At 64.0% G+C, this 19,023-nt stretch carries 16 protein-coding genes; 5 read left to right on the top strand and 11 right to left on the bottom strand.

The annotated features are described in order from the left end of the window. Nucleotides 1-18 precede the first annotated feature (18 nt). The 5 genes from dnaE to ACODS2_RS15805 all read right to left on the bottom strand — a co-directional run bounded on the left by dnaE (nucleotide 19) and on the right by ACODS2_RS15805 (nucleotide 7,118). A complete protein-coding gene (gene dnaE / locus ACODS2_RS15785) occupies nucleotides 19-3,612 on the bottom strand; it encodes a DNA polymerase III subunit alpha (RefSeq protein WP_488999690.1) in 3,594 nt (1,197 codons plus the stop codon). Between the two features lie 179 nt (nucleotides 3,613-3,791). Then, nucleotides 3,792-4,493 (bottom strand): hypothetical protein, encoded by a 702-nt coding sequence (locus ACODS2_RS15790; protein WP_298169941.1) that lies wholly within the window; start codon nucleotides 4,491-4,493, stop codon nucleotides 3,792-3,794. Between the two features lie 157 nt (nucleotides 4,494-4,650). Continuing rightward, a complete protein-coding gene (locus ACODS2_RS15795) occupies nucleotides 4,651-5,139 on the bottom strand; it encodes a glutathione peroxidase (protein ID WP_488999691.1) in 489 nt (162 codons plus the stop codon). Between the two features lie 70 nt (nucleotides 5,140-5,209). Further along, on the bottom strand, nucleotides 5,210-5,884 hold the full coding sequence (locus ACODS2_RS15800; RefSeq protein WP_488999692.1) for an ABC transporter ATP-binding protein: 675 nt from the start codon (nucleotides 5,882-5,884) through the stop codon (nucleotides 5,210-5,212). After that, nucleotides 5,877-7,118 carry a lipoprotein-releasing ABC transporter permease subunit gene (locus tag ACODS2_RS15805; protein WP_488999693.1) on the bottom strand — a complete coding sequence of 414 codons (1,242 nt, stop codon included), beginning with the start codon at nucleotides 7,116-7,118 and terminating at the stop codon, nucleotides 5,877-5,879. Before ACODS2_RS15805 ends, ACODS2_RS15800 begins: the two co-directional genes overlap by 8 nt. Before the next feature lie 174 nt (nucleotides 7,119-7,292). Here ACODS2_RS15805 and purF point away from each other — a divergent pair, with 174 nt between their 5' ends. From purF to ACODS2_RS15820, 3 genes are all read left to right on the top strand, one after another. Further along, the gene (purF, locus tag ACODS2_RS15810; RefSeq protein WP_488999694.1) at nucleotides 7,293-8,783 is read left to right on the top strand and encodes an amidophosphoribosyltransferase; all 1,491 of its coding nucleotides are present in this window, start codon (nucleotides 7,293-7,295) and stop codon (nucleotides 8,781-8,783) included. Continuing rightward, nucleotides 8,780-9,526 (top strand): SDR family NAD(P)-dependent oxidoreductase, encoded by a 747-nt coding sequence (locus ACODS2_RS15815; protein ID WP_488999695.1) that lies wholly within the window; start codon nucleotides 8,780-8,782, stop codon nucleotides 9,524-9,526. Before purF ends, ACODS2_RS15815 begins: the two co-directional genes overlap by 4 nt. 68 nt (nucleotides 9,527-9,594) lie before the next feature. Further along, the gene (locus ACODS2_RS15820) at nucleotides 9,595-9,957 is read left to right on the top strand and encodes a PilZ domain-containing protein (RefSeq protein WP_488999696.1); all 363 of its coding nucleotides are present in this window, start codon (nucleotides 9,595-9,597) and stop codon (nucleotides 9,955-9,957) included. A gap of 319 nt (nucleotides 9,958-10,276) precedes the next feature. Here the strand turns inward: ACODS2_RS15820 and ACODS2_RS15825 are convergent, their stop codons facing one another. Genes ACODS2_RS15825 through ACODS2_RS15840 form a run of 4 tightly spaced genes read right to left on the bottom strand, consistent with a single transcriptional unit; the run spans nucleotide 10,277 to nucleotide 15,571 of the window. Continuing rightward, nucleotides 10,277-11,641, bottom strand: a complete 1,365-nt coding sequence (locus ACODS2_RS15825; RefSeq protein WP_488999697.1) for a cryptochrome/photolyase family protein — start codon at nucleotides 11,639-11,641, stop codon at nucleotides 10,277-10,279. Nucleotides 11,642-11,698: 57 nt separating this feature from the next. Next, on the bottom strand, nucleotides 11,699-12,628 hold the full coding sequence (locus ACODS2_RS15830; RefSeq protein WP_488999859.1) for a metal-dependent hydrolase: 930 nt from the start codon (nucleotides 12,626-12,628) through the stop codon (nucleotides 11,699-11,701). A 14-nt stretch (nucleotides 12,629-12,642) separates the two neighbouring features. After that, on the bottom strand, nucleotides 12,643-13,668 hold the full coding sequence (locus ACODS2_RS15835) for a 2-oxoacid:ferredoxin oxidoreductase subunit beta (protein WP_488999698.1): 1,026 nt from the start codon (nucleotides 13,666-13,668) through the stop codon (nucleotides 12,643-12,645). Between the two features lie 13 nt (nucleotides 13,669-13,681). Continuing rightward, the gene (locus tag ACODS2_RS15840) at nucleotides 13,682-15,571 is read right to left on the bottom strand and encodes a 2-oxoacid:acceptor oxidoreductase subunit alpha (protein ID WP_488999699.1); all 1,890 of its coding nucleotides are present in this window, start codon (nucleotides 15,569-15,571) and stop codon (nucleotides 13,682-13,684) included. Nucleotides 15,572-15,818: 247 nt separating this feature from the next. Between ACODS2_RS15840 and ACODS2_RS15845 the strand changes: the two genes are divergently transcribed. Together ACODS2_RS15845 and ACODS2_RS15850 are read left to right on the top strand one after the other, a co-directional pair. Next, entirely contained in the window at nucleotides 15,819-16,772 is a 954-nt protein-coding gene (locus ACODS2_RS15845) for an alpha/beta hydrolase (protein WP_488999700.1), read from the top strand. After that, entirely contained in the window at nucleotides 16,772-17,257 is a 486-nt protein-coding gene (locus tag ACODS2_RS15850; protein WP_298169905.1) for an RNA pyrophosphohydrolase, read from the top strand. Before ACODS2_RS15845 ends, ACODS2_RS15850 begins: the two co-directional genes overlap by 1 nt. Before the next feature lie 8 nt (nucleotides 17,258-17,265). Here ACODS2_RS15850 and ACODS2_RS15855 read toward each other — a convergent pair whose 3' ends face one another. Then, nucleotides 17,266-17,772: a tetratricopeptide repeat protein gene (locus tag ACODS2_RS15855; protein WP_298169902.1), complete on the bottom strand. Its 507-nt coding sequence runs from the start codon at nucleotides 17,770-17,772 to the stop codon at nucleotides 17,266-17,268. Between the two features lie 65 nt (nucleotides 17,773-17,837). Beyond that, nucleotides 17,838-19,019: an RsmB/NOP family class I SAM-dependent RNA methyltransferase gene (locus ACODS2_RS15860; protein ID WP_488999701.1), complete on the bottom strand. Its 1,182-nt coding sequence runs from the start codon at nucleotides 19,017-19,019 to the stop codon at nucleotides 17,838-17,840. Nucleotides 19,020-19,023: the final 4 nt, after the last annotated feature.

Consider the following 19,023-nt stretch of genomic DNA (forward strand, 5'->3'; position numbering starts at 1 on the left):
CCTTTTACGTTGATTGTTCTATTCGACGAGCCGCAGATGCCGGTCCGGCCTTGCGGTGAGGGCCACATTGGCAAGCCCTTCCACCGGAATCAATCGCTCGATTACATCCGAATCAAGTGAGAAATCATTGCCGAGCCGCATGACCGGTTCGCGCGACGTACCAGTGCGCAGGCGGGCGATCACTTCACCCCTTGCGCCCTCGGCGCGCGGCAGCAGCAGCGCGAGTTCGGACATGGCTTCGGGCCTGGTCACATCAAGCTTCAAAAGCATGCGCGCGGCGCTGCTGACCGAGGCCAGCGGGCGCGCGCCGCGCACGGTGATGCGCGGTGGCTCATCCGGGTTCGGGCGGTCCAGCTCGACATTGAGGAGGACGCAGGTCCCCTCGCGCGCCCATTGCTGGAAGGGCTCGACAAGGCTTTCCTCGAAGCATGAGGCGGAGAACTGCCCGGTGCTGTCCGAGAAATCGGCTGCAATAAAATCATTGCCCTTCTTCGTCTTGCGCCGGTTCACGTTCTCGACGAGCGCGGCCATGACGGCACCGGTGCGGGAGCCCCCGGCGTCCCCGTCGCCGCTCATCAGGCTGCCATAGCTGCGTGCGCCATTGGCGGAGGCAACGGCGCGGTATTCGGTGACGGGGTGCGCGGCGAAATAGAACCCGAAGGTATCACGTTCGGCTGCCATCTGATCGGCGCGCGACCAAGGTGCGGCCTCCGAAAGCCGCGTTGCCGGGACGGCATGGTCCTCTGCGCCGAACAGCCCAGCCTGCCCCGATGTGCGCGAACGGACGGCTTCGTCGGCCACGGCCATGAGCAGCTCCGCGTTGGCCGTGATCTGCGCACGGTTGGGCTCCAGCGCATCGAACGCCCCCGCGGCGGCGAGCGCTTCGAGCCCGCGCCGGTTCATCGCGCCCGCAGGCAAGCGGCGAAAAAGGTCATCAAGGCTGGTGTAAGGCCCGGAGGCCTCGCGCTCCGCGACGATGGCGTCCATCGCCTTTTCGCCGACATTGCGCAGCCCGGCGAGCGCATAGCGCACGGCATAGCCGTCTTCGGTGCGTTCGACGGTGAACTCGGCCTCCGACCGGTTGATGTCCGGCCCATGGAGCGCGATCCCCGAGCGGCGCATGTCGTCGACAAACACGGCCAGCTTTTCCGACTGGTGCATATCGAAGCACATCGAGGCGGCGTAGAATTCGTGCGGATAGTGCGTCTTGAGCCAGGCCGTCTGATAGGCGAGCAGCGCGTAAGCAGCGGCGTGGGACTTGTTGAAACCGTAGCCCGCGAACTTGTCGATCAAGTCGAACAGCTCGTTGGCCTTCTTGGCGTCGATCCCTGAAACGGTCAGGCAGCCATCCACGAAGCGCTGGCGCTGCGCGTCCATTTCGGCCTGCACCTTCTTGCCCATGGCGCGGCGCAGCAAGTCGGCGTCGCCCAGCGAGTAGCCCGCAAGGATCTGCGCGGCCTGCATGACCTGTTCCTGATAGACGAAAATCCCGTAGGTTTCGGCGAGGATGACCGAGAGCTTTTCGTGCGGGTACTCGATCGCTTCCAGACCGTTCTTGCGGCGGCCGAAGAGCGGGATGTTGTCCATCGGGCCTGGGCGGTAGAGCGAAACGAGCGCGATGATGTCGCCGAAATTGGTGGGTTTCACCGCCGCCAGCGTGCGGCGCATGCCTTCCGATTCCAGCTGGAACACGCCGACGGTATCGCCCGACTGGAGCAGCTTGTAGACCTGTGCGTCATCCCACGCGAGCCGGTCGAGATCGATCTGGATACCGCGCTTGGCCATAAGATCGACCGCTTTACGCAGCACCGAGAGCGTCTTCAGGCCAAGGAAGTCGAACTTCACGAGGCCCGCTTCCTCGACGAACTTCATGTCGAACTGCGTGACCGGCATGTCCGAGCGCGGATCGCGATAGAGCGGGACGAGCTGCGCAAGGGGCCGATCACCGATCACGACGCCTGCAGCGTGGGTCGAACTGTTGCGCGGCAGGCCTTCCAGTTGCATCGCAAGGTCGATGAGGCGGCGCACTTCGGGATCGCGGTCGTATTCGCGCTTGAGGTCCGCGATGCCATTGAGCGCGCGGGGCAGCGGCCAGGGGTCGGTCGGATGGTTGGGCACCATCTTGCACAGGCGGTCGACCTGCCCGTAGCTCATCTGGAGGATGCGCCCCGTATCGCGCAGCACAGCGCGGGCCTTGAGCTTGCCGAAGGTGATGATCTGCGCAACGTGATCGTCGCCATATTTGCGCTGGACATAGCGGATCACTTCGCCGCGCCGGGTTTCGCAGAAGTCGATATCGAAGTCCGGCATCGAGACGCGTTCCGGGTTGAGAAAGCGTTCGAACAGCAGGCCCAATTTGATCGGATCGAGATCGGTGATGGTGAGCGCCCAGGCGACGAGCGAACCCGCACCGGAACCACGCCCCGGCCCCACCGGAATGCCCTGTTCCTTGGCCCACTTGATGAAGTCGGCCACGATCAGGAAGTAGCCGCCGAAGCCCATGCGGTTGATGATGCCGATCTCGAATTCGAGCCGGTCGCGGTACTGTTTCACCTCGTCCCAGTGCCCCTCGGCGCGCAGGACTTCGGCAGGCAGGTTGTCCATCTCCTCGACCGGACAGGTGAGCGCTGCGGTGAGTTCCTCGGCGGCGGCATCGGGGTAGTAGGGCCTGAGGCGCACGACGAGACCGGTGCGCGAATCCTCGGCCATCATCCGCGCCTCGCCTTCCTTGTCGCCGGCGAGGCTGGGGAGGATCGGCTTGCGGTAGGGCGGCTTGTAGGCGGTGCGCTGCGCGACGACGAGGGTGTTGGCGAGCGCTTCGGGAAGATCGGCGAAGATCTCTTCCATCATCGGCGCGGGCTTGATCCACCATTCCTTGGAGGAGCGCGGACGATCGGTGGAATCGACGTGGGTGGAGCTGGCGATGCAGAGCATCGCATCGTGGGCATCGTAGAATGCACGCTCGGCAAAGCAGGCCGGATTGGTCGCGACAAGCGGAAGATCGCGGGCGTAGGCGAGATCGATCAGCGCGTCCTCGGCGGCCATTTCGGCGGGATCATTGCGGCGGGCGAGCTCGATATAGAGACGCTGCGGGAACAGCGCTTCGATCTCGGCGAGATAGGTCTCGGCGGCGGTTTGCTGGCCATCGGCGAGCAGACGGGTGAGTGCCCCCTCCCCCGCCGCCGTCAGGCAGAGCAGGCCGTCGGTATGACCCGCGAGTTCGGCCAGCGGCACATGCGGCGCGAATTCCAGCGGGCGCGCAAGGTGCGCCTGGCTGACGAGGTGGCAGAGGTTGTCATACCCCGCCGCATCCTGCGCATAGAGCGCGAGCCAGTCGATAGTGGGCGCAGAGGCCCCGAAGCCGGTATTCGCTGCCCCTTCCCGCGCCGGACGGGCCACCGCGAGCATGGTGCCGATGACGGGCTGGACGCCCGCATCGAAGCAGGCCTTGGCAAAGGCAACACTGCCATAAAGCCCGTTGCGGTCGGTGATCGCCGCCGCCGGAAACCCCCGCTCCGCCGCCGTCTTGGCGATCGCCTTGGGATCGATCGCGCCATCGAGCATCGTGTAGGAAGAGAAGACACGAAGGGGAACGAAGGAGGCGTGGGGCATTAGGAGACGCTAGGGCGTGGAGAGCGATTCTACGAGGGACATAGGGGCAGCTTGCCCACAAAACCTGTCGAGAAAATTCCGCAGTAGCAGTTGAGGCTTTAGATCAAAAAATCAAATAACTCGCCCGCTTCTCAGAAATATAAGATAGCTCTTATCAGAAAAATTTGCCAAACTCACGGTCAATATTTATATATTCTATACATTGTCGCAAATAATGGTTCTGATGACGCAATGTATGAAGGCGAAAATTCAAAAACCACCTGACACTTATCATCAATAAGATGGCGTTTATCATCAGATGTGACCGCTATGAACCTACTGCCTATTGGTGTTAGAACAGTAAATTTATCACAACTCACTCTATTATAACTCAGACTTTTATATGGCGCATGCCTATCCAAAAAACCTTGATCCAAAGATAATCCAAACACACTTATCGAAAATACCAACATGCACCATAATAGTTCAGTGATAAAATTTGATAAACTTAATTGAACAGCAATTTTCCACCATCTAGAAGAAAAAGCAAAAAACACAAAAATAAAAGTCAATTGATACCAAGGTGGAACTTTAAAGTATAGACAGAGTATAAGAATAATAAGATTATATATCGCAAAAATATCTATAAATAAACTTGGATTTATATAAAAAATTTCCAAAATTTTTCCCAAACGATCACTGCCGCACTCATCATCTAAATCTATATTCTTAGCACTCTCCGGCGCACTCTCGCGAAAGTTTCGTATAGAGATAACTATAAAGGGAAGTCCCAATCCAAAAAAATAAACCGATAATAGGTTTCTGATTGTGATTGTAAAAAAATCACCTGCCGTAAAAAATCCGCTAATGTGATCTCCGAAACCTAGTGAATATCCAGCCATGTATAGAGCGCATGAATATACGTGTAGAACCGGAATGAAAACTCCCGTTCGAGCAATTATCTCTTCAGTAATCTTCACATTATTACCCACATAGCGAAAAATTGTCCGCAACTATTTCTGAACAATGAAATCTATGAATCCATCACTGGCATCCGTTTTAAAGCAAAGCCTCGATATCCGCCGCCAGCTTCTCCGGCTTATCCGTGGGGGCATAGCGGCGCACGACCTTGCCATCCCGCCCGATCAGAAATTTGGTGAAGTTCCACTTGATGCCCTTGGTGCCAAGCACGCCCGGCGCCTCGGCCTTGAGCCAGTTGTAGAGCGGATCGGCACCGTCGCCGTTGACTTCGATCTTGGCCATGAGCGGAAAACTCACGCCGAAATTGACCTTGCAGAAGCTTTCGATCTCGTCCGCCGTGCCCGGCTCCTGCCCGCCGAACTGGTTGCAGGGAAAGGCCAGCACTTCGAAGCCGCGATCCCCATACTTGCGCCAGAGCGCTTCCAGCCCATCGTATTGCGGGGTGAAGCCGCACTTGGAAGCCGTGTTGACGACGAGGAGGACCTTGCCAGCCTTGTCGGCAAGGCTGAGGTCCTTGCCGCCGGGAACCTTGACGGTGAAATCGGCGATGGTCTGCGGGCTGGTCATGCTGCGGGCTCCCCTTGTGTGCTTTGCATGCAGGCTGGCACGGGGCCGCGCGCGGATCAAGCGGAGAGCGTTACGCGAGCAAACCCTCGTGCAGCCGCACCACGCGGTCCATGCGCAGAGCAAGCCGCTCATTGTGTGTGGCGACGAGGGCGGAGCTGCCCTCACCGCGCACCAGCTTGAGGAACTCGGCGAGCACCTTGTCGGCAGTCGCCTCATCCAGATTGCCGGTGGGCTCGTCCGCCAGCACGAGGCCGGGGCGGTTGGCGAGCGCGCGGGCGACAGCGACGCGCTGCTGCTCGCCGCCCGAAAGCTGGCTGGGCCGGTGCGTGAGGCGGTGGCCGAGGCCGAGCGCGGTGAGCAGCTCTTCCGCCCGCGCCTTCGCCTCACCAGCGCTCTTGCCTGCGATCAGCTGCGGCAGGATGACGTTTTCGGTCGCGTTGAAATCGGGCAGCAGGTGGTGGAACTGGTAGACGAAACCAAGGTGATCGCGGCGCAGCGCGGTGCGCGCATCCGCCGAAAGCGCGCTGGCTTCGACGCCCGCGATCTCGATCTGCCCGGTAAAGCCGCCTTCAAGGAGGCCAACGGCCTGCAGCATGGTCGATTTGCCCGAGCCCGAGGGCCCAAGCAGCGCGACGATCTCACCGGGGCGGATGGCCAGATCGATGCCCCGCAGGACTTCGATGGTCTCATCGCCCTGGCTGAAGCTGCGGCGCAGATTGACGAGGCGCACGAATGGCTCACTCATAGCGCAGCACCTGCACGGGATCGGTGCTCGCCGCCGTGAGCGCCGGATAGAGCGTCGCGAGGAAGCTGAGCACGAGCGCCATCACGCAGATCACCGTTATTTCGACCGGATCGCTGCGGCTGGGCAACTCGGTGAGGAAGCGGATCTGCGGATCCCACAGCGGCTGGCCGGTAAGGTATTGGACGCCGTTGACCACACTCTGGCGGAAATAGAGAAAGACGAGACCAAGGCCGAGGCCCACCGCCGTCCCCAGCGCGCCAATGATGAAGCCGATGGTGACGAAGACCTTGAGCAGGCTTCTCCGCGTCGCCCCCATGGTTCTCAGGATCGCGATATCGCGCGTCTTGGCGCGCACCAGCATGATCAGCGACGAGAGGATGTTGAACACCGCCACCAGCACGATGATCGAAAGCACCACGAACATCGCCACCCGCTCGACCGCCAGCGCCTCGAACAGGCTGGCGTTGATCGTCTTCCAGTCGGTCACTTGCGCGCGGCCCGCCAGCGCCTGCCTGATGGGCGCGAGCGTCTGCGCGGCGGTATCGGCGTTGGTCGTGGTCACCTCGATCATGCCGATGGTATCGCCCGTCAGCAGCAGGGTCTGCGCATCCGCAATCGGCATCACAACATAGGCGTTGTCGTAATCATAGACGCCGATCTCGAAGATCGCGGCGACGCGGTAGCCGATCTGGCGCGGCACGGTGCCGAAGGGGGTGGAGCGGCCCTGCGGATTGATGATCGTGATCGTATCGCCGATCTGCGCGCCAAGACTTTCGGCAAGGCGTGAGCCGATGGCGACATTGGTCGAACCGGCACGGAGTTCGGCGAAATTGCCGACCACGCGCTTGGCGGCAAGCCGCTTGAGATCGGCGGCGGTATTGCCGCGCACCAGAATCGCCTCGACCCGCCCATTGAAGGTGGCCAGCAGCGGCTGCTCGATCAGCGGGCTCGCGCGGGTGACTCCCGGCGTTGCCTCGACCCGCTTCAGGATATCCTGCCAGTCATCGAGCCGCCCGCCATAGGCCTGGATGATCGCATGCCCGTTCAGCCCGACGATCTTGTCGAGGAGTTCGGCGCGGAAGCCGTTCATCACGCTCATCACGATAACCAGCGCGGCAACGCCAAGCATGACCGCAACGAGGCTGATGCCGGCCACCATGGCGATGAAAGCTTCGCCCCGGCCCGGCAGCATGTAGCGCTTGGCGATCGTCCATTCGAAGGGCGAGAGGATCAAGTGCAGGCTCGCTTCAGCATGTGTGCCGCCATCTAGGCGCAAGCGCGGGGCGTGGCAACCGTGTCCACGAGGCGGTGCTGCGGTTTGGAGACACTTGCGTTACGCCCCAAAGCTCGCCACATGGCGCGCTGAAGGCGTCGGTACGGGCGCCGCAGCGCAGAATCCGGAACGCCCATGAACCACACCGATCCCCTTTGCGGCGCGGCCCATCCTTTTTACGACGAGAACGGCGACAAACTCCGCGAAGAATGCGGGATTTTCGGCGTTCTGGGCGCGCGTGACGCAGCTGCCATCGCGGCGCTCGGGCTCCATGCCCTGCAGCATCGCGGGCAGGAAGCTGTCGGCATCACCAGCTTCGACGGGCAGGAATTCTACTCCCGCCGCGGCCTTGGGCACGTCGCGCAGAATTTTTCGAGCGGACAGGCCATCGCCGAACTGCCCGGCAACATGGCCGCTGGGCATGTGCGTTATTCGACGACGGGCGGCTCGGGCCTGCGCAATGTGCAGCCGCTGTTCGCCGATCTGGCCACCGGCGGCTTTGCCATCGCGCACAACGGCAACATCTCGAACGCGATGACGCTGAAGCGCGATCTTGTCGCCAAGGGCGCGATCTTCCAGTCGACTTCGGACACCGAGGTGATCATCCACCTCGTCGCGACGAGCCGCTATCCGACGCTGCTTGACCGCTTTATCGACGCCCTGCGGCTGGTCGAAGGCGCCTATTCGCTGATCTGCCTCACCAATGAGGGCATGATCGCCTGCCGCGATCCGCTCGGCATCCGTCCGCTCGTCATGGGCAAACTGGGCGATGCGGTGGTCTTCGCGAGCGAGACGGTCGCTCTCGACGTGATCGGCGCGGACTTCGTGCGCGAGGTCGAGCCGGGCGAGATGGTCCAGGTGGATCATGACGGCGCAATCCGCTGCCACCGCCCGTTCGGCCATCCCAGCCCCCGCCCCTGCATTTTCGAACACGTCTATTTCAGCCGCCCGGATTCGCTGATGGGCGGCCGTTCGGTCTATGAAGTGCGCAAGGCGATCGGCGCGGAGCTCGCACGGGAATCGGCGGTCGATGCCGATCTCGTGATCCCGGTGCCGGATAGCGGCGTTCCTGCCGCGCTCGGCTTTGCCAACCAGTCGGGCATTCCCTTCGAGCTTGGCATAATCCGCTCGCACTATGTCGGCCGCACGTTCATCCAGCCATCGGACGGCGCGCGCCATGCCGATGTGAAGCGCAAGCACAATGCCAACCGCGCGCTGGTCGCGGGCAAGCGCATCGTGCTGATCGACGATTCGATCGTGCGCGGCACCACCTCGATGAAGATCGTGCAGATGATGCGCGATGCCGGCGCCAGCGAAGTCCATTTCCGCGTGGCGAGCCCGCCGACCGAGCATTCGTGCTTCTACGGCGTCGACACGCCCGAGCGTTCCAAGTTGCTGGCCGCGCGCATGGATGTGGAAGCCATGGCGAAGTTCATCCACGCCGATAGCCTCGCCTTTGTTTCGATTGACGGGCTCTACCGCGCTGTCGGCGAAGCTTCGCGCAACAAGGCCTGCCCGCAGTACTGCGACGCTTGCTTTAGCGGGGAATATCCCACGCGCCTGACCGATCTTGTCGGCCGTGACGGAGCCGACCAGTTGCCGCTGCCAGTGGGCAAGGTGGCATGAGCGTGACCGGACCGCTCTCGGGCCAGCTAGCGCTGGTGACCGGTGCAAGCCGGGGCATCGGCGCAGCCACCGCCAAGGCGCTGGCTGCAGCGGGCGCGCATGTGATCCTCACCGCGCGTGCGGGCAAGGACCTCGAGGCGACCGAGCAGGCGATCTACGAGATGGGCGGCAACGCCACGATCGCGCCCGTCGATCTTGCCGAGCCTGACGGCATCGCCCGCCTCGCCGCCGCGATCGGCCGACGCTGGGAGGCGCTCGACATTCTGGTGATCAACGCGGCTGTGCTGCCCACGCTGACCCCGGTATGGCAGATCGAGCCCAAGGACCTCAGCCGCGCGATGACGCTCAATGTGCTGGCGACCCAGTCGCTGATCGCGGGCTTCGATCCCATGCTCAAGAAGAGCCCCGATGCGCGCGTGATAGGCGTGACCTCCAGCGTCGGTTCCGCCCCGCGCGCCTATTGGGGCGCTTATGGCGCGACCAAGGCCGCGTTCGAGAACCTGCTCGATGCCTATGCGCAGGAAGTGCGCAACCTTTCGGCGATCCGCGTCGCGATCCTCGATCCGGGCGCGACCCGCACTGCGATGCGCGCCAAGGCCTATCCGGGCGAAGATCCGGCGAGCGTGAAAGCACCCGAAGTGGTCGGCGATTTCATCACCCAGCTTGTTGGTGAATCGTTTGCCAGCCCGAGCCGCGTTTCGGTTAACCAGCCCAGGGAACCACAAGTCCTAACAAACGGTTAAGCGCGTCTGGCGATAGTCTGCTCACGACTTCCCGCAGGGGAAGCGCGACTCGGCTCAGGATAATCGCCATGCACATGGAATGGGATCCTTACGCGAACGAAGCCTATTTCCACGCGACTCAGGAAGACCGCTGCGCGGCGCGCAACAAGGTCAACATTCCCGCGAGCCTGCGCGCTTCAGGCTCGAAAAGCTTTCATACCGTGGTGCACGATCTGTCGCTGGGCGGTTTCTCCGCCACCGCGCTCAACCGCATGCATGTCGGAACGACCTGCTGGCTCACACTGCCCGGGCTGGAATCCCAACAGGCCGAGGTCATCTGGTGGCTGCGCGGGCAGGTCGGCTGTGCCTTTGCCCACCTTCTGAGCCCGATTGTCTACGACAACATTATCCTGCGCTACCGCGGAGACGGGGTCTATCGGCCGGTTGCCTGACACGGGATGGTAAAACTTTTCTTAATACTTTTCAACGAACCTCAAGTTCGCTTGAGGAGGGTCAACTGGCTGACTGTGATGCCGCCCCCGCAAAGCCGGTCCCGCCCTAAATGAGGTAAAAGCACCAGAGACGCACGAAACCTTCGACGATCCGTTCAAGGATGCGGCCAAGCGAGGCGGTCCGGCGCGCACAGGCGCGTGAAGGCTCGGCCCGTGCCGGAAAGGGACCTGCCGCCCGCAATGAGTTGCCCGCCCAGCCCGGGCATTCGTGCATTCATGGGCGGCGGAATGGTGCCGGATGACGTCACTTGTCCCAAGCTCAGCTGCGATCGTTCCATTCGGCATAGGCCGCCAGCGCCCGCGCGCGGGCTTCAGCATGGCCGACGATGCGCGGCGGATAGGCGCGCGGGCGGACTTCGGGATCGTGGATCGCGCTGTCGCCAAGATGCGCAATCTCGGGCACCCACTGGCGAATATAGGCGGCCGCATCGAACTTGGGGCTCTGGGTGAGCGGTGCCATGATCCGCACGAACATGTTGGAATCGACGCCCGTCCCCGCGCTCCACTGCCAGTTGACCGCGTTCGAGCCGTAGTCGGCATCGACGAGCGTATCCCAGAACCAGCGTTCGCCCTCGCGCCAGTCGATCAGCAGATGCTTGATCAGGAAGCTGGCCGCGATCATCCGCACGCGGTTGTGCATCCAGCCCGTCGCCCAGAGCTCGCGCATCCCGGCATCGACGATGGGGTAGCCGGTTCTCCCCTGCTGCCAGGCCTTGAGGCCTGCGGCATCCTCGCGCCACGGGAAGCTGGCGAAAGGCTCGCGCGCGGGCTTGCCGGCATAGTCAGGCAGCTGGAAAATGACATTCTGCGCATAATCGCGCCAGCCCAGTTCGCCGAGGAAGGTGCCGACCGAGCCGCCCCGATCCATCGCCGCGTGCCAGATCGTCGCCGGCGATATCTCACCGAAATGCAGATGCGGCGAAAGGCGCGAGGTGCCGGGGACGGAGGGCAGGTTGCGGCGCTCGGCATAAGCGCGGGCGCGAGGCAGGAAGGCCTCGAGCCGCGCGGCGGCCCCTGCTTCGCCCGGTGTCCACTCGGCGCGCATGCCGCCTGCCCAATCCGGCGTCTTCGGCAGAAGGTGCCATTCGGCGAGGCTGTCGGAGGCGGGCCACACTTCCGGTGCGGGGATATGGCTCGGCGCGGGGCTCGGCGCTATCGGCGGCATGCGGGCTTCGAGCGCGCGCCAGAACGGCGTGTATATCTTGTAGGGTTGGCCGCTGCCCGAGGTGACCGAACCCGGCGGGGCGAGATAGTTGCCGTCATGGCGCCGCAGGTGGAGAACTTCGCCCACCGCGCGCTCGGCGTTGCGCCACCACGGTTCGTAGTGGCGCAAGCAGTGGACGGTCTTCGCCCCCGTTTCGCGCGCGAGGTCTGCCAGCACTTCCTCGCAGCGTCCGCGCCGCAGGATCAGCCGTGAGCCCTTGGCCCGGAGGTCGGCGTCGAGACTGGCAAGGCTGTGATGCAGCCACCAGCGTGAAGCAGCGCCCATGCGGCGGTGCTTGGGCGTCTCGTCATCTAGCACATAGACCGGGATCACCGGCCCAGCAGCGGCGGCAGCGACAAAGGCGGCCTGATCGGCAAGGCGCAGATCGCGGCGAAGCCAGACGATAGAGGGTTCGGTCATCAGCGCGCTCTGCACCTTGCAGGGCTCCGGGGGGCACCTGCACCTTGGGGCACACGATCAATCGCCCCCGCAGGGATCGACGACAGCGCGGAAGTTGCGACTGAGCGCCGGGCCGGTGAAGCGGGCATCGCCGAAGCTGATCCTTGTACAGCGCCTCTCGGTCTCGATTCTGGCCATGGGCATTTGCGACCATGCGAGGAACTTGCGCGCCTGTGCGGTCTCCTGCGCTGCCCTTATGGCGCGCGGATCCGCCATATTGTCCGGCACCGGCCTGCCAAATTCCCTCAGCCCAGCCCTGCCTTGAAGCGGATCAAAGGTGCCGAAGGTGATCGCCCCGCCCTCACGCCAAACCACATCGCGGCGCCAGAAGGCCAGCGGTTCGGGCGAGGCGAACACGCGGTCCGGATTGGCATAGGGCGCATTGGCCTTGGGAGCGTCCCACGCCAGCGCCGAGATGCCGATGTTGAGCGCGATGAATGCAGCGCTGCCGGCCAGCGCGGCCATGGCCGGCTTTCCCGAACCCTTACGCCGGGCGGCCCAGACACCAAGGCCCAGCAGGCCCAGCAACCACGGCGAGATGATGAACAGGCCATCTGTGTGAAACCAGCGCTCGCTGAACGGCGAGAGCAGTTGCACCGCATAGATGTTCTGCAGATCGAGCAACGGATGGGTGAGTGCGGCGATCCATGTCAGCACGAGCAGCCAGCCAAGGTGCAGTGGCGGCGCATCTGCGGGCTCGGGCCTGCGCTTGCCCCAAGCCCAGAGCGACAAGGCCAGCAGCGGCGGCATGACAAGCACGCCGCCGAGCAGCCCATGCGTGAAGCCGCGGTGCGTCGCGAGCGGCTCCCACGGCACCCACCCGAACAGGACGTCGATATCGGGCAGATTCGCCGCGAGGACCAGCGCCGCCGTGCCGAACCGGGTGCGGCGCTTCAGGCCGGTTTCAGCCAGCGCCCACCCGACGAGGCTGTGCGTTATGTTGTCCAGCGGCGGCTACCTTCTCAGGCCTGATCGGCGGAGACCGTCCAGGTCTGGCCCTTGCTGAGGAGGGCGGCGAGGTTGGCGGTCTTGCCGGCCGATGCGCGGGCGCGTTCCTCGATGACGGCCGCCTCGAAAGTCGGGCGCGGATCGTCGTAGATCACGCCGAGCGCCATCGGGAACGGGCCGAACGGCATTTCGACTAGGAGATGCGCCATGGCGCGGTTCTTCACGTCGTGAACGCGCACGCCAGCGGTCTCCCAATCACCGTCCACCACATCGACGACTTTGAGCGACAAGGTATCGGTATCGAGCGCGATGCCTTTGGTGCCCTTGTTGAACAGCATCGGCTCACCGTGCTTCAGCCAGAGCTGGCCCGTGGCGGCACCAGCCTTCTCAGTGAAATCGGCGAAGACGTCCTTGTTGTAGACGATGCAATTCTGGAAGATTTCGACGAACGCCGCGCCCTGATGGGCGTGCGCCGCCTTGAGCACCGCAGGCAGTTCCTTGCTGACGTCGTAGGCGCGCGCAATGAAGCGCCCGCCTGCACCCAGCGCGAAGGCACAGGGGCTGGCCGGACGGTCCACCGAACCCAGCGGTGTGGTGGGCGAGACTGTGCCCATGCGGCTGGTGGGCGAATACTGGCCCTTGGTGAGCCCGTAGATCTCGTTGTTGAACAACAGGATTTGCGTGTTCAGATTGCGGCGCAGCACGTGCATCGTGTGGTTGCCGCCGATCGACATGCCGTCGCCGTCACCCGTCACCAGCCACACATCGAGCTCGGGATTGGCGAGCTTGAGGCCGGTTGCGAAGGCGGGGGCGCGGCCGTGGATCGTGTGGAAGCCATAGCTTTCGACGTAGTAGGGGAACCGGCTCGAGCAGCCGATGCCCGAGACAAACACGGTCTTGGCCGGATCGGCACCGATTTCCGGCAGCGTGCGCTGCACCGCTTTCAGGATCGCATAGTCGCCGCAGCCCGGGCACCAGCGGACTTCCTGATCGGTTTCCCAGTCCTTGAGCGTGGTCTTGATGGGGGTCATGTCGTTCATGGCTTCGCTTCCCTCAGGCCAGCGCCGCGGCAATCGCCGCTTCGATTTCGGCAATGGTGAACGGCTGCCCGCTCGTCTTGTTGAGCGGCTTGGCGTCGATCAGGAACTGGTCGCGCAGAACCGTCTTGAACTGGCCAGTGTTCATTTCAGGCACCAGCACCTGCTCATAGCTCTTAAGCAGCTCACCAAGGTTTTCCGGTAGCGGCCAGACGTGGCGCACATGGATGTGGCTCACATCGAGGCCCTTGCGGCGGGCGCGGCGCACGGCCTGATGGATCGGGCCGTATGTAGAGCCCCAACCCACCAGCGCGAGCTTGCCGCCGGCTTCGCCAATGGTGATGTCCTGCGCCGGGATACCGGCGGCAATGCCGTCGATCTTGCCCTTGCGCGCATCGGTCATTGTCTGGTGGCTGGCGGGCGAATAGTCGATGTTGCCGGTGCCGGGGTTCTTCTCGATCCCGCCGATGCGGTGCATCAGGCCCGGCGTGCCGGGTTTGATCCACGGCCGCGCGCCCTTCGCGTCGCGCGCATAGGGAAGCACTGCGCCATCGGGGCCGTTGGGTTCCTCAAGGAACGTGACCGGAAACGGCTCGAAACCGGCGGGATCTGGGACTTTCCATGGCTCGGCGGCATTGGCGATATAGCCGTCGGTCAGCAACATGACCGGGGTCATGTACTGCACAGCGAGGCGGCAAGCCTCGATGGCGCACTCGAAGGCATCTGAAGGGCTGCGCGCGGCGACCACCGGCATGGGCGCGTCACCGTTGCGGCCATAGACGGCTTGATAAAGGTCGGACTGCTCGGTCTTGGTCGGCAGGCCAGTCGAAGGCCCGCCGCGCTGCGAATTGACGATGACGAGCGGCAGCTCGGTCATGATCGCAAGCCCCATCGCCTCACCCTTCAAGGCGATGCCGGGGCCGGAGGACGAGGTCACGCCAAGGTGCCCGCCATAGGACGCGCCGATTGCGGCGGCGATCGCGGCGATCTCGTCCTCGGCCTGGAAGGTGGTGACGCCGAACTCCTTGAGCCGCGCGAGGTTGTGCAAGATCGCCGAGGCCGGGGTGATCGGATAGCCGCCGAAAAACAGCTCAAGCCCGGCAAGCTGCGCGCCCGCAACAAGGCCGTAGCTGATCGCCTCGGCACCCGTCACCGTGCGGTAGAGGCCCGGCTCGCTGGCGGCAGGCGCCAGGTGATATTGCTTGAGCGGGCCGGAAAGCTCCGCCGTTTCGCCATAAGCGTGGCCGGCGTTGAGCGCCGCGATATTGGCATCCGCCAGCACCGGCGCATTGGCGAACTTGCCCTTGAGCCAGTCGATCAGCGGCTGCCGGTCACGGTCGAACATCCACAGCGCAAGGCCGAGCGTCCACATGTTCTTGCAGCGCAGCGCCTCCTTGTTGCCGAGGCCGAAGGGCTTCACCGCTTCCAGCGTCAGCGCGGAAATGTCGAACGCGAGGACCTGCCACTTTTCGAGGCTGCCATCCTCGAGCGGGCTGACATCGTACTTCGCCTTTTCGAGGTTGCGCTTGTTGAACTCGCCAGTGTCGGCGATGATCAGGCCGCCAACCTTGAGCGCGCCAACGTTGGTTTTGAGCGCCGCGGGGTTCATCGCGACGAGGACGTCGGGTGCATCCCCTGCGGTATCGATCTCGGTCGAGCCGAAGTTGATCTGGAACGCCGAGACGCCGAACAGCGTGCCCTGCGGTGCGCGGATTTCGGCGGGGAAATCGGGGAAGGTCGCCAGATCGTTGCCGGCCAGCGCGGTCGAGAGCGTGAACTGGCCGCCGGTGAGCTGCATGCCGTCACCCGAGTCGCCCGCAAAACGCACCACCACCGCATCGGGCGCGGCGGAACGCTCGCTCCCGCCGGTGTGGCCTTCGGGTTCGCTCTCAAGAACTGTCGCCATATGATCCTCTGCTATCCGCGCTGGCCGGTCTCAGGCCTGCCGCGTCCTCTTGCGCACCTTGCTTCGCCTTGGGGCGCCTATGCCCTCATCTAACGGTGCGCAAAGAAGAAAAACTGATGCACCGCAAATCTTGCACTCGTTCATGAATCCGGTTGCCCCCGCCCGTCAAGCTCGCAAATAACAGTCTTGTCAGTTGGCAGCCTTGCCGACTCAAGCGAACAAGACCGCCACGAGGAAGAGGAATCCAATGTCAGACACTGCCAGCAGCCCGTATGTCCGGCCCGATGTGAAGGGCTTCCTCGATTTCATGGCCTCGGTGCCCGGCCCCACCATGTCGCAGATGGGCCCGGAAGGCGCGCGGGCGAGCTATGTGCAGATGGGCGTGCTGGCAGAAGCCGAACCGCGCGAGTTGGCAGTGATCAAGGACCTCACCTGCCCCGGACCTGCGGGCGATATTCCGCTGCGTTTCTACGATGCGCGCGAAACACGCGAGCCTGGCCCGGCGGTGATGTTCTTCCACGGCGGCGGTTTCGTGATCGGCGATCTCGATAGCCACCACTCGCTCTGCACCGAAATCGCGGCGGAGCTCGATCTGCCGGTGATCGCGGTGCATTATCGACTTGCGCCCGAGCATCCCTTCCCCGCCGCGCCGGACGATTGCGAAGCCGCATCGCGCTGGGTTGCGACCAGCCCCGAAGCGCTTGGCCGCACCATTACCGGCCTCATCCCCATGGGCGATTCGGCGGGCGGTAACCTCACGATCGTGATCACGCAGGCGCTCGCTGAAAGCCCCGCAGCGGTGCCGGTGGTGCTGCAGGTGCCGATCTATCCCCTCAGTGACGACAAGCCCGACCACGCCTCGTTCCAGCAGTTCGCAGACGGCTTCGTACTGACTGCCGAGACGATGGCATGGTTTTCGGACGCCTATAAGGCGGAACTCGGCAACCCGCGTGCCTATCCGATCTATGGCAACCATGCCGATAACCCGCCGACGGTGCTCGTCACCGCCAGCCTCGATCCGATCCGCGACAGCGGCCGGGTTTATGGCGCAGAGCTGATCCGCGCAGGCGCCGAAGTGGTGTTTCTCGAGATGAAGGGCACGACCCACGCCTTTGCCCAGCTGCGCAAGGCGTACCCCAGCGCCAATAGCGACATGCAGCGCATCTTTGCCGCTGTCCGCCTGCTGCTGGGCCGGGCCTGATGAGCAAGGATCCTGCCGGGCTCCCCTATCGCCCCTGCGTCGGGGTGATGCTGGTCAATGCCGAAGGCCGAGTCTTCGTCGGCCAGCGTATCGACAGCAAGGAAGGGGACGCCTGGCAGATGCCGCAAGGCGGGATCGACGAGGGTGAGGAACTCCATCCCGCAGCCTTGCGCGAACTGGAGGAAGAGACCGGCGTCACCGCCGACCTCGTCACGATCCTTGCCGAGAGCCGCGAAGAATATCTCTACGACTTGCCGGACCACCTGATCGGCAAGCTATGGGGCGGACGCTACCGGGGCCAGCGCCAATACTGGCTACTGCTGCGCTTCAACGGTACGGACGAGCAGATCCGGCTCGATGCGCACAAGCACCCGGAATTCCTCGCCTGGCGCTGGGTCGAGCCCGAGCAGCTGCCCGACCTCATCGTCCCGTTCAAGAAGCGGGTCTACCGGCAGGTCGTCGAGGAATTCCGCGCGCTGATCTAAGCCGCGCCTCAGTTATCCTCGACAGTCGGATCGGGTTTCACTGCATCGGCAGAGACCACCCGCGCGATCGGGCCCTTGGCGATGACATTGGCGAGATTCTGCGCTTCGGGGCAGGTCCGCCCGCACAGGCCCTCGAGCCGCGCGAGATTGCCCTTGGCCTTGTCGAGCGCGCCCTTCTCGGCCATCGCGCCGCCTTCGCCGGACAGCGCGGCGAGGTTGTTCGGATCGCGCTCCAGCGCTTCGCGGTAGTAGTGGATCGCCTTGCCCTGCATGCCGGCCGCGCGTGCAGCGTCACCGAGGGCGAGGAAGGTGGTAGGATTGCCCGGATCGACTGCGAGGGCGGCTTCGAAGCTATCGGTGGCGGCTTCGATATCGCCGCGCCCGAGAAGGTCACGTCCGGTTTCGACGAGGGCCTTAGCGCGGGGGTCTGTCGGCAGCGAGACACCGGCCGTTCCGGCGCTTCCCGTAACCAGCACGAGAAGGGACAAGGCAACCCCCAAAGGCATGTAACGCATCAACAACTCCCAGAGCCGGCCATGCGGCGCGCGTGGTCCCCCGGCGTCCATGATCCTGTTGCCTATCATAGCCGGTGGAGTGTTGCGAAGAAAAACCCGTCCGTCGAATCGTCCCAAGGGGTAAGCCTCAGGCCGGCGCCGCGCGGGATTCCCGCACCCACATTCTGGTCGGCTGCACGCCACCCGGAATTACGGCCGAGGAACGCGGCGACTACATCCGGCCCTTCGGCATCGAGCAGCGAACAGACGACATAGGTCAGCCGCCCGCCGGGCCGCACCAGTTCGGCGCCAATCTGCAGCACTTCGGCTTGCACGCGGGCATAGCGGACAAGGCTCTGCGGGGTGAGCCGCCAGCGCGCTTCGGGGCCGCGCCGCCAGGTGCCGGTGCCTGAACAGGGCGCATCGACCATCACTGCATCGACCCGGCCCTGCCACTCAGCCAGCGCCGCCGCCTCCTTGCCCGGATCGAGGAGGCGCGTCTCCACCTGCGCACCGGCCCGGTGGGCGCGCGGTCCCAGGCGCGAAAGGCGGGTGCGGTCGATATCGCAAGCGATGAGGTGGCCTTCGCCCTGCATGGCGGCGGCGAGTGCAAGGGTCTTGCCCCCTGCCCCGGCGCAAAGATCCACGACGGTCTCACCCGGAAGAACCTCAAGTGCGCTGCAGGTCAGCTGGCTGCCGGTGTCCTGCACCTCGAACAGCCCTTCGGCGAAGGCGGACCAGGTCTCGACCGGGGTGCCGCCGGGAAGTCGCAGCGCGTCGGGCGCCTGTGTCGTGGTCGCCGGAATTGGCAGCGTTGCCATCAGCCGGTCGCGCGTGGTCTTGAGCCGGTTGGCGCGCAGATCGAGCGGCGCGCGGCCCAGCAGGGCAGCGCCCTGCTCAGGCGGGATGCCCGAGGCCAGAAGCCGTGCCTCCAGCCACGCCGGGGCCAGCCCGGTTGTCGCGACAGGCTCGCCGGATATGATGGGCGCGGGGCCGTAGCGCGAACCATCAAACAGCGCAGCTAGCACCGGATCGTCCTTGGCGAGCGCGAGCATGGCGGCGCGGCCGGTCTCGGGCACTTCGCCGCACAAGCGGATCGCGTTCCACGCCAGATCGCGAATCGCGCGGCGGTCCTTCGAGCCGATGAAGCGGCGCGTCTTGAGCCATTCGGCGGCGACACGCTCGGCCGAGGCGCCTTCGCGCCGCACCGAGGCGATCACCGCATCGAGCACTTCGATCGCCGATTGCACCCGCGCTGCGGGGGTCATGGCT

It is taken from the genome of Novosphingobium sp. FG137 (genome assembly GCF_057809735.1).

Bases quoted from the DNA above. Each gene is read 5' to 3' on its own strand.
- dnaE (WP_488999690.1), bottom strand. From the start codon at position 3,612: ATGCCCCACGCCTCCTTCGTTCCCCTTCGTGTCTTCTCTTCCTACACG.
- ACODS2_RS15790 (WP_298169941.1), bottom strand. From the start codon at position 4,493: ATGGCTGGATATTCACTAGGTTTCGGAGATCACATTAGCGGATTTTTT.
- ACODS2_RS15795 (WP_488999691.1), bottom strand. From the start codon at position 5,139: ATGACCAGCCCGCAGACCATCGCCGATTTCACCGTCAAGGTTCCCGGC.
- ACODS2_RS15800 (WP_488999692.1), bottom strand. From the start codon at position 5,884: ATGAGTGAGCCATTCGTGCGCCTCGTCAATCTGCGCCGCAGCTTCAGC.
- purF (WP_488999694.1), top strand. From the start codon at position 7,293: ATGAACCACACCGATCCCCTTTGCGGCGCGGCCCATCCTTTTTACGAC.
- ACODS2_RS15815 (WP_488999695.1), top strand. From the start codon at position 8,780: ATGAGCGTGACCGGACCGCTCTCGGGCCAGCTAGCGCTGGTGACCGGT.
- ACODS2_RS15820 (WP_488999696.1), top strand. From the start codon at position 9,595: ATGCACATGGAATGGGATCCTTACGCGAACGAAGCCTATTTCCACGCG.
- ACODS2_RS15825 (WP_488999697.1), bottom strand. From the start codon at position 11,641: ATGACCGAACCCTCTATCGTCTGGCTTCGCCGCGATCTGCGCCTTGCC.
- ACODS2_RS15835 (WP_488999698.1), bottom strand. From the start codon at position 13,668: ATGAACGACATGACCCCCATCAAGACCACGCTCAAGGACTGGGAAACC.
- ACODS2_RS15840 (WP_488999699.1), bottom strand. From the start codon at position 15,571: ATGGCGACAGTTCTTGAGAGCGAACCCGAAGGCCACACCGGCGGGAGC.
- ACODS2_RS15845 (WP_488999700.1), top strand. From the start codon at position 15,819: ATGTCAGACACTGCCAGCAGCCCGTATGTCCGGCCCGATGTGAAGGGC.
- ACODS2_RS15850 (WP_298169905.1), top strand. From the start codon at position 16,772: ATGAGCAAGGATCCTGCCGGGCTCCCCTATCGCCCCTGCGTCGGGGTG.
- ACODS2_RS15855 (WP_298169902.1), bottom strand. From the start codon at position 17,772: ATGCGTTACATGCCTTTGGGGGTTGCCTTGTCCCTTCTCGTGCTGGTT.
- ACODS2_RS15860 (WP_488999701.1), bottom strand. From the start codon at position 19,019: ATGACCCCCGCAGCGCGGGTGCAATCGGCGATCGAAGTGCTCGATGCG.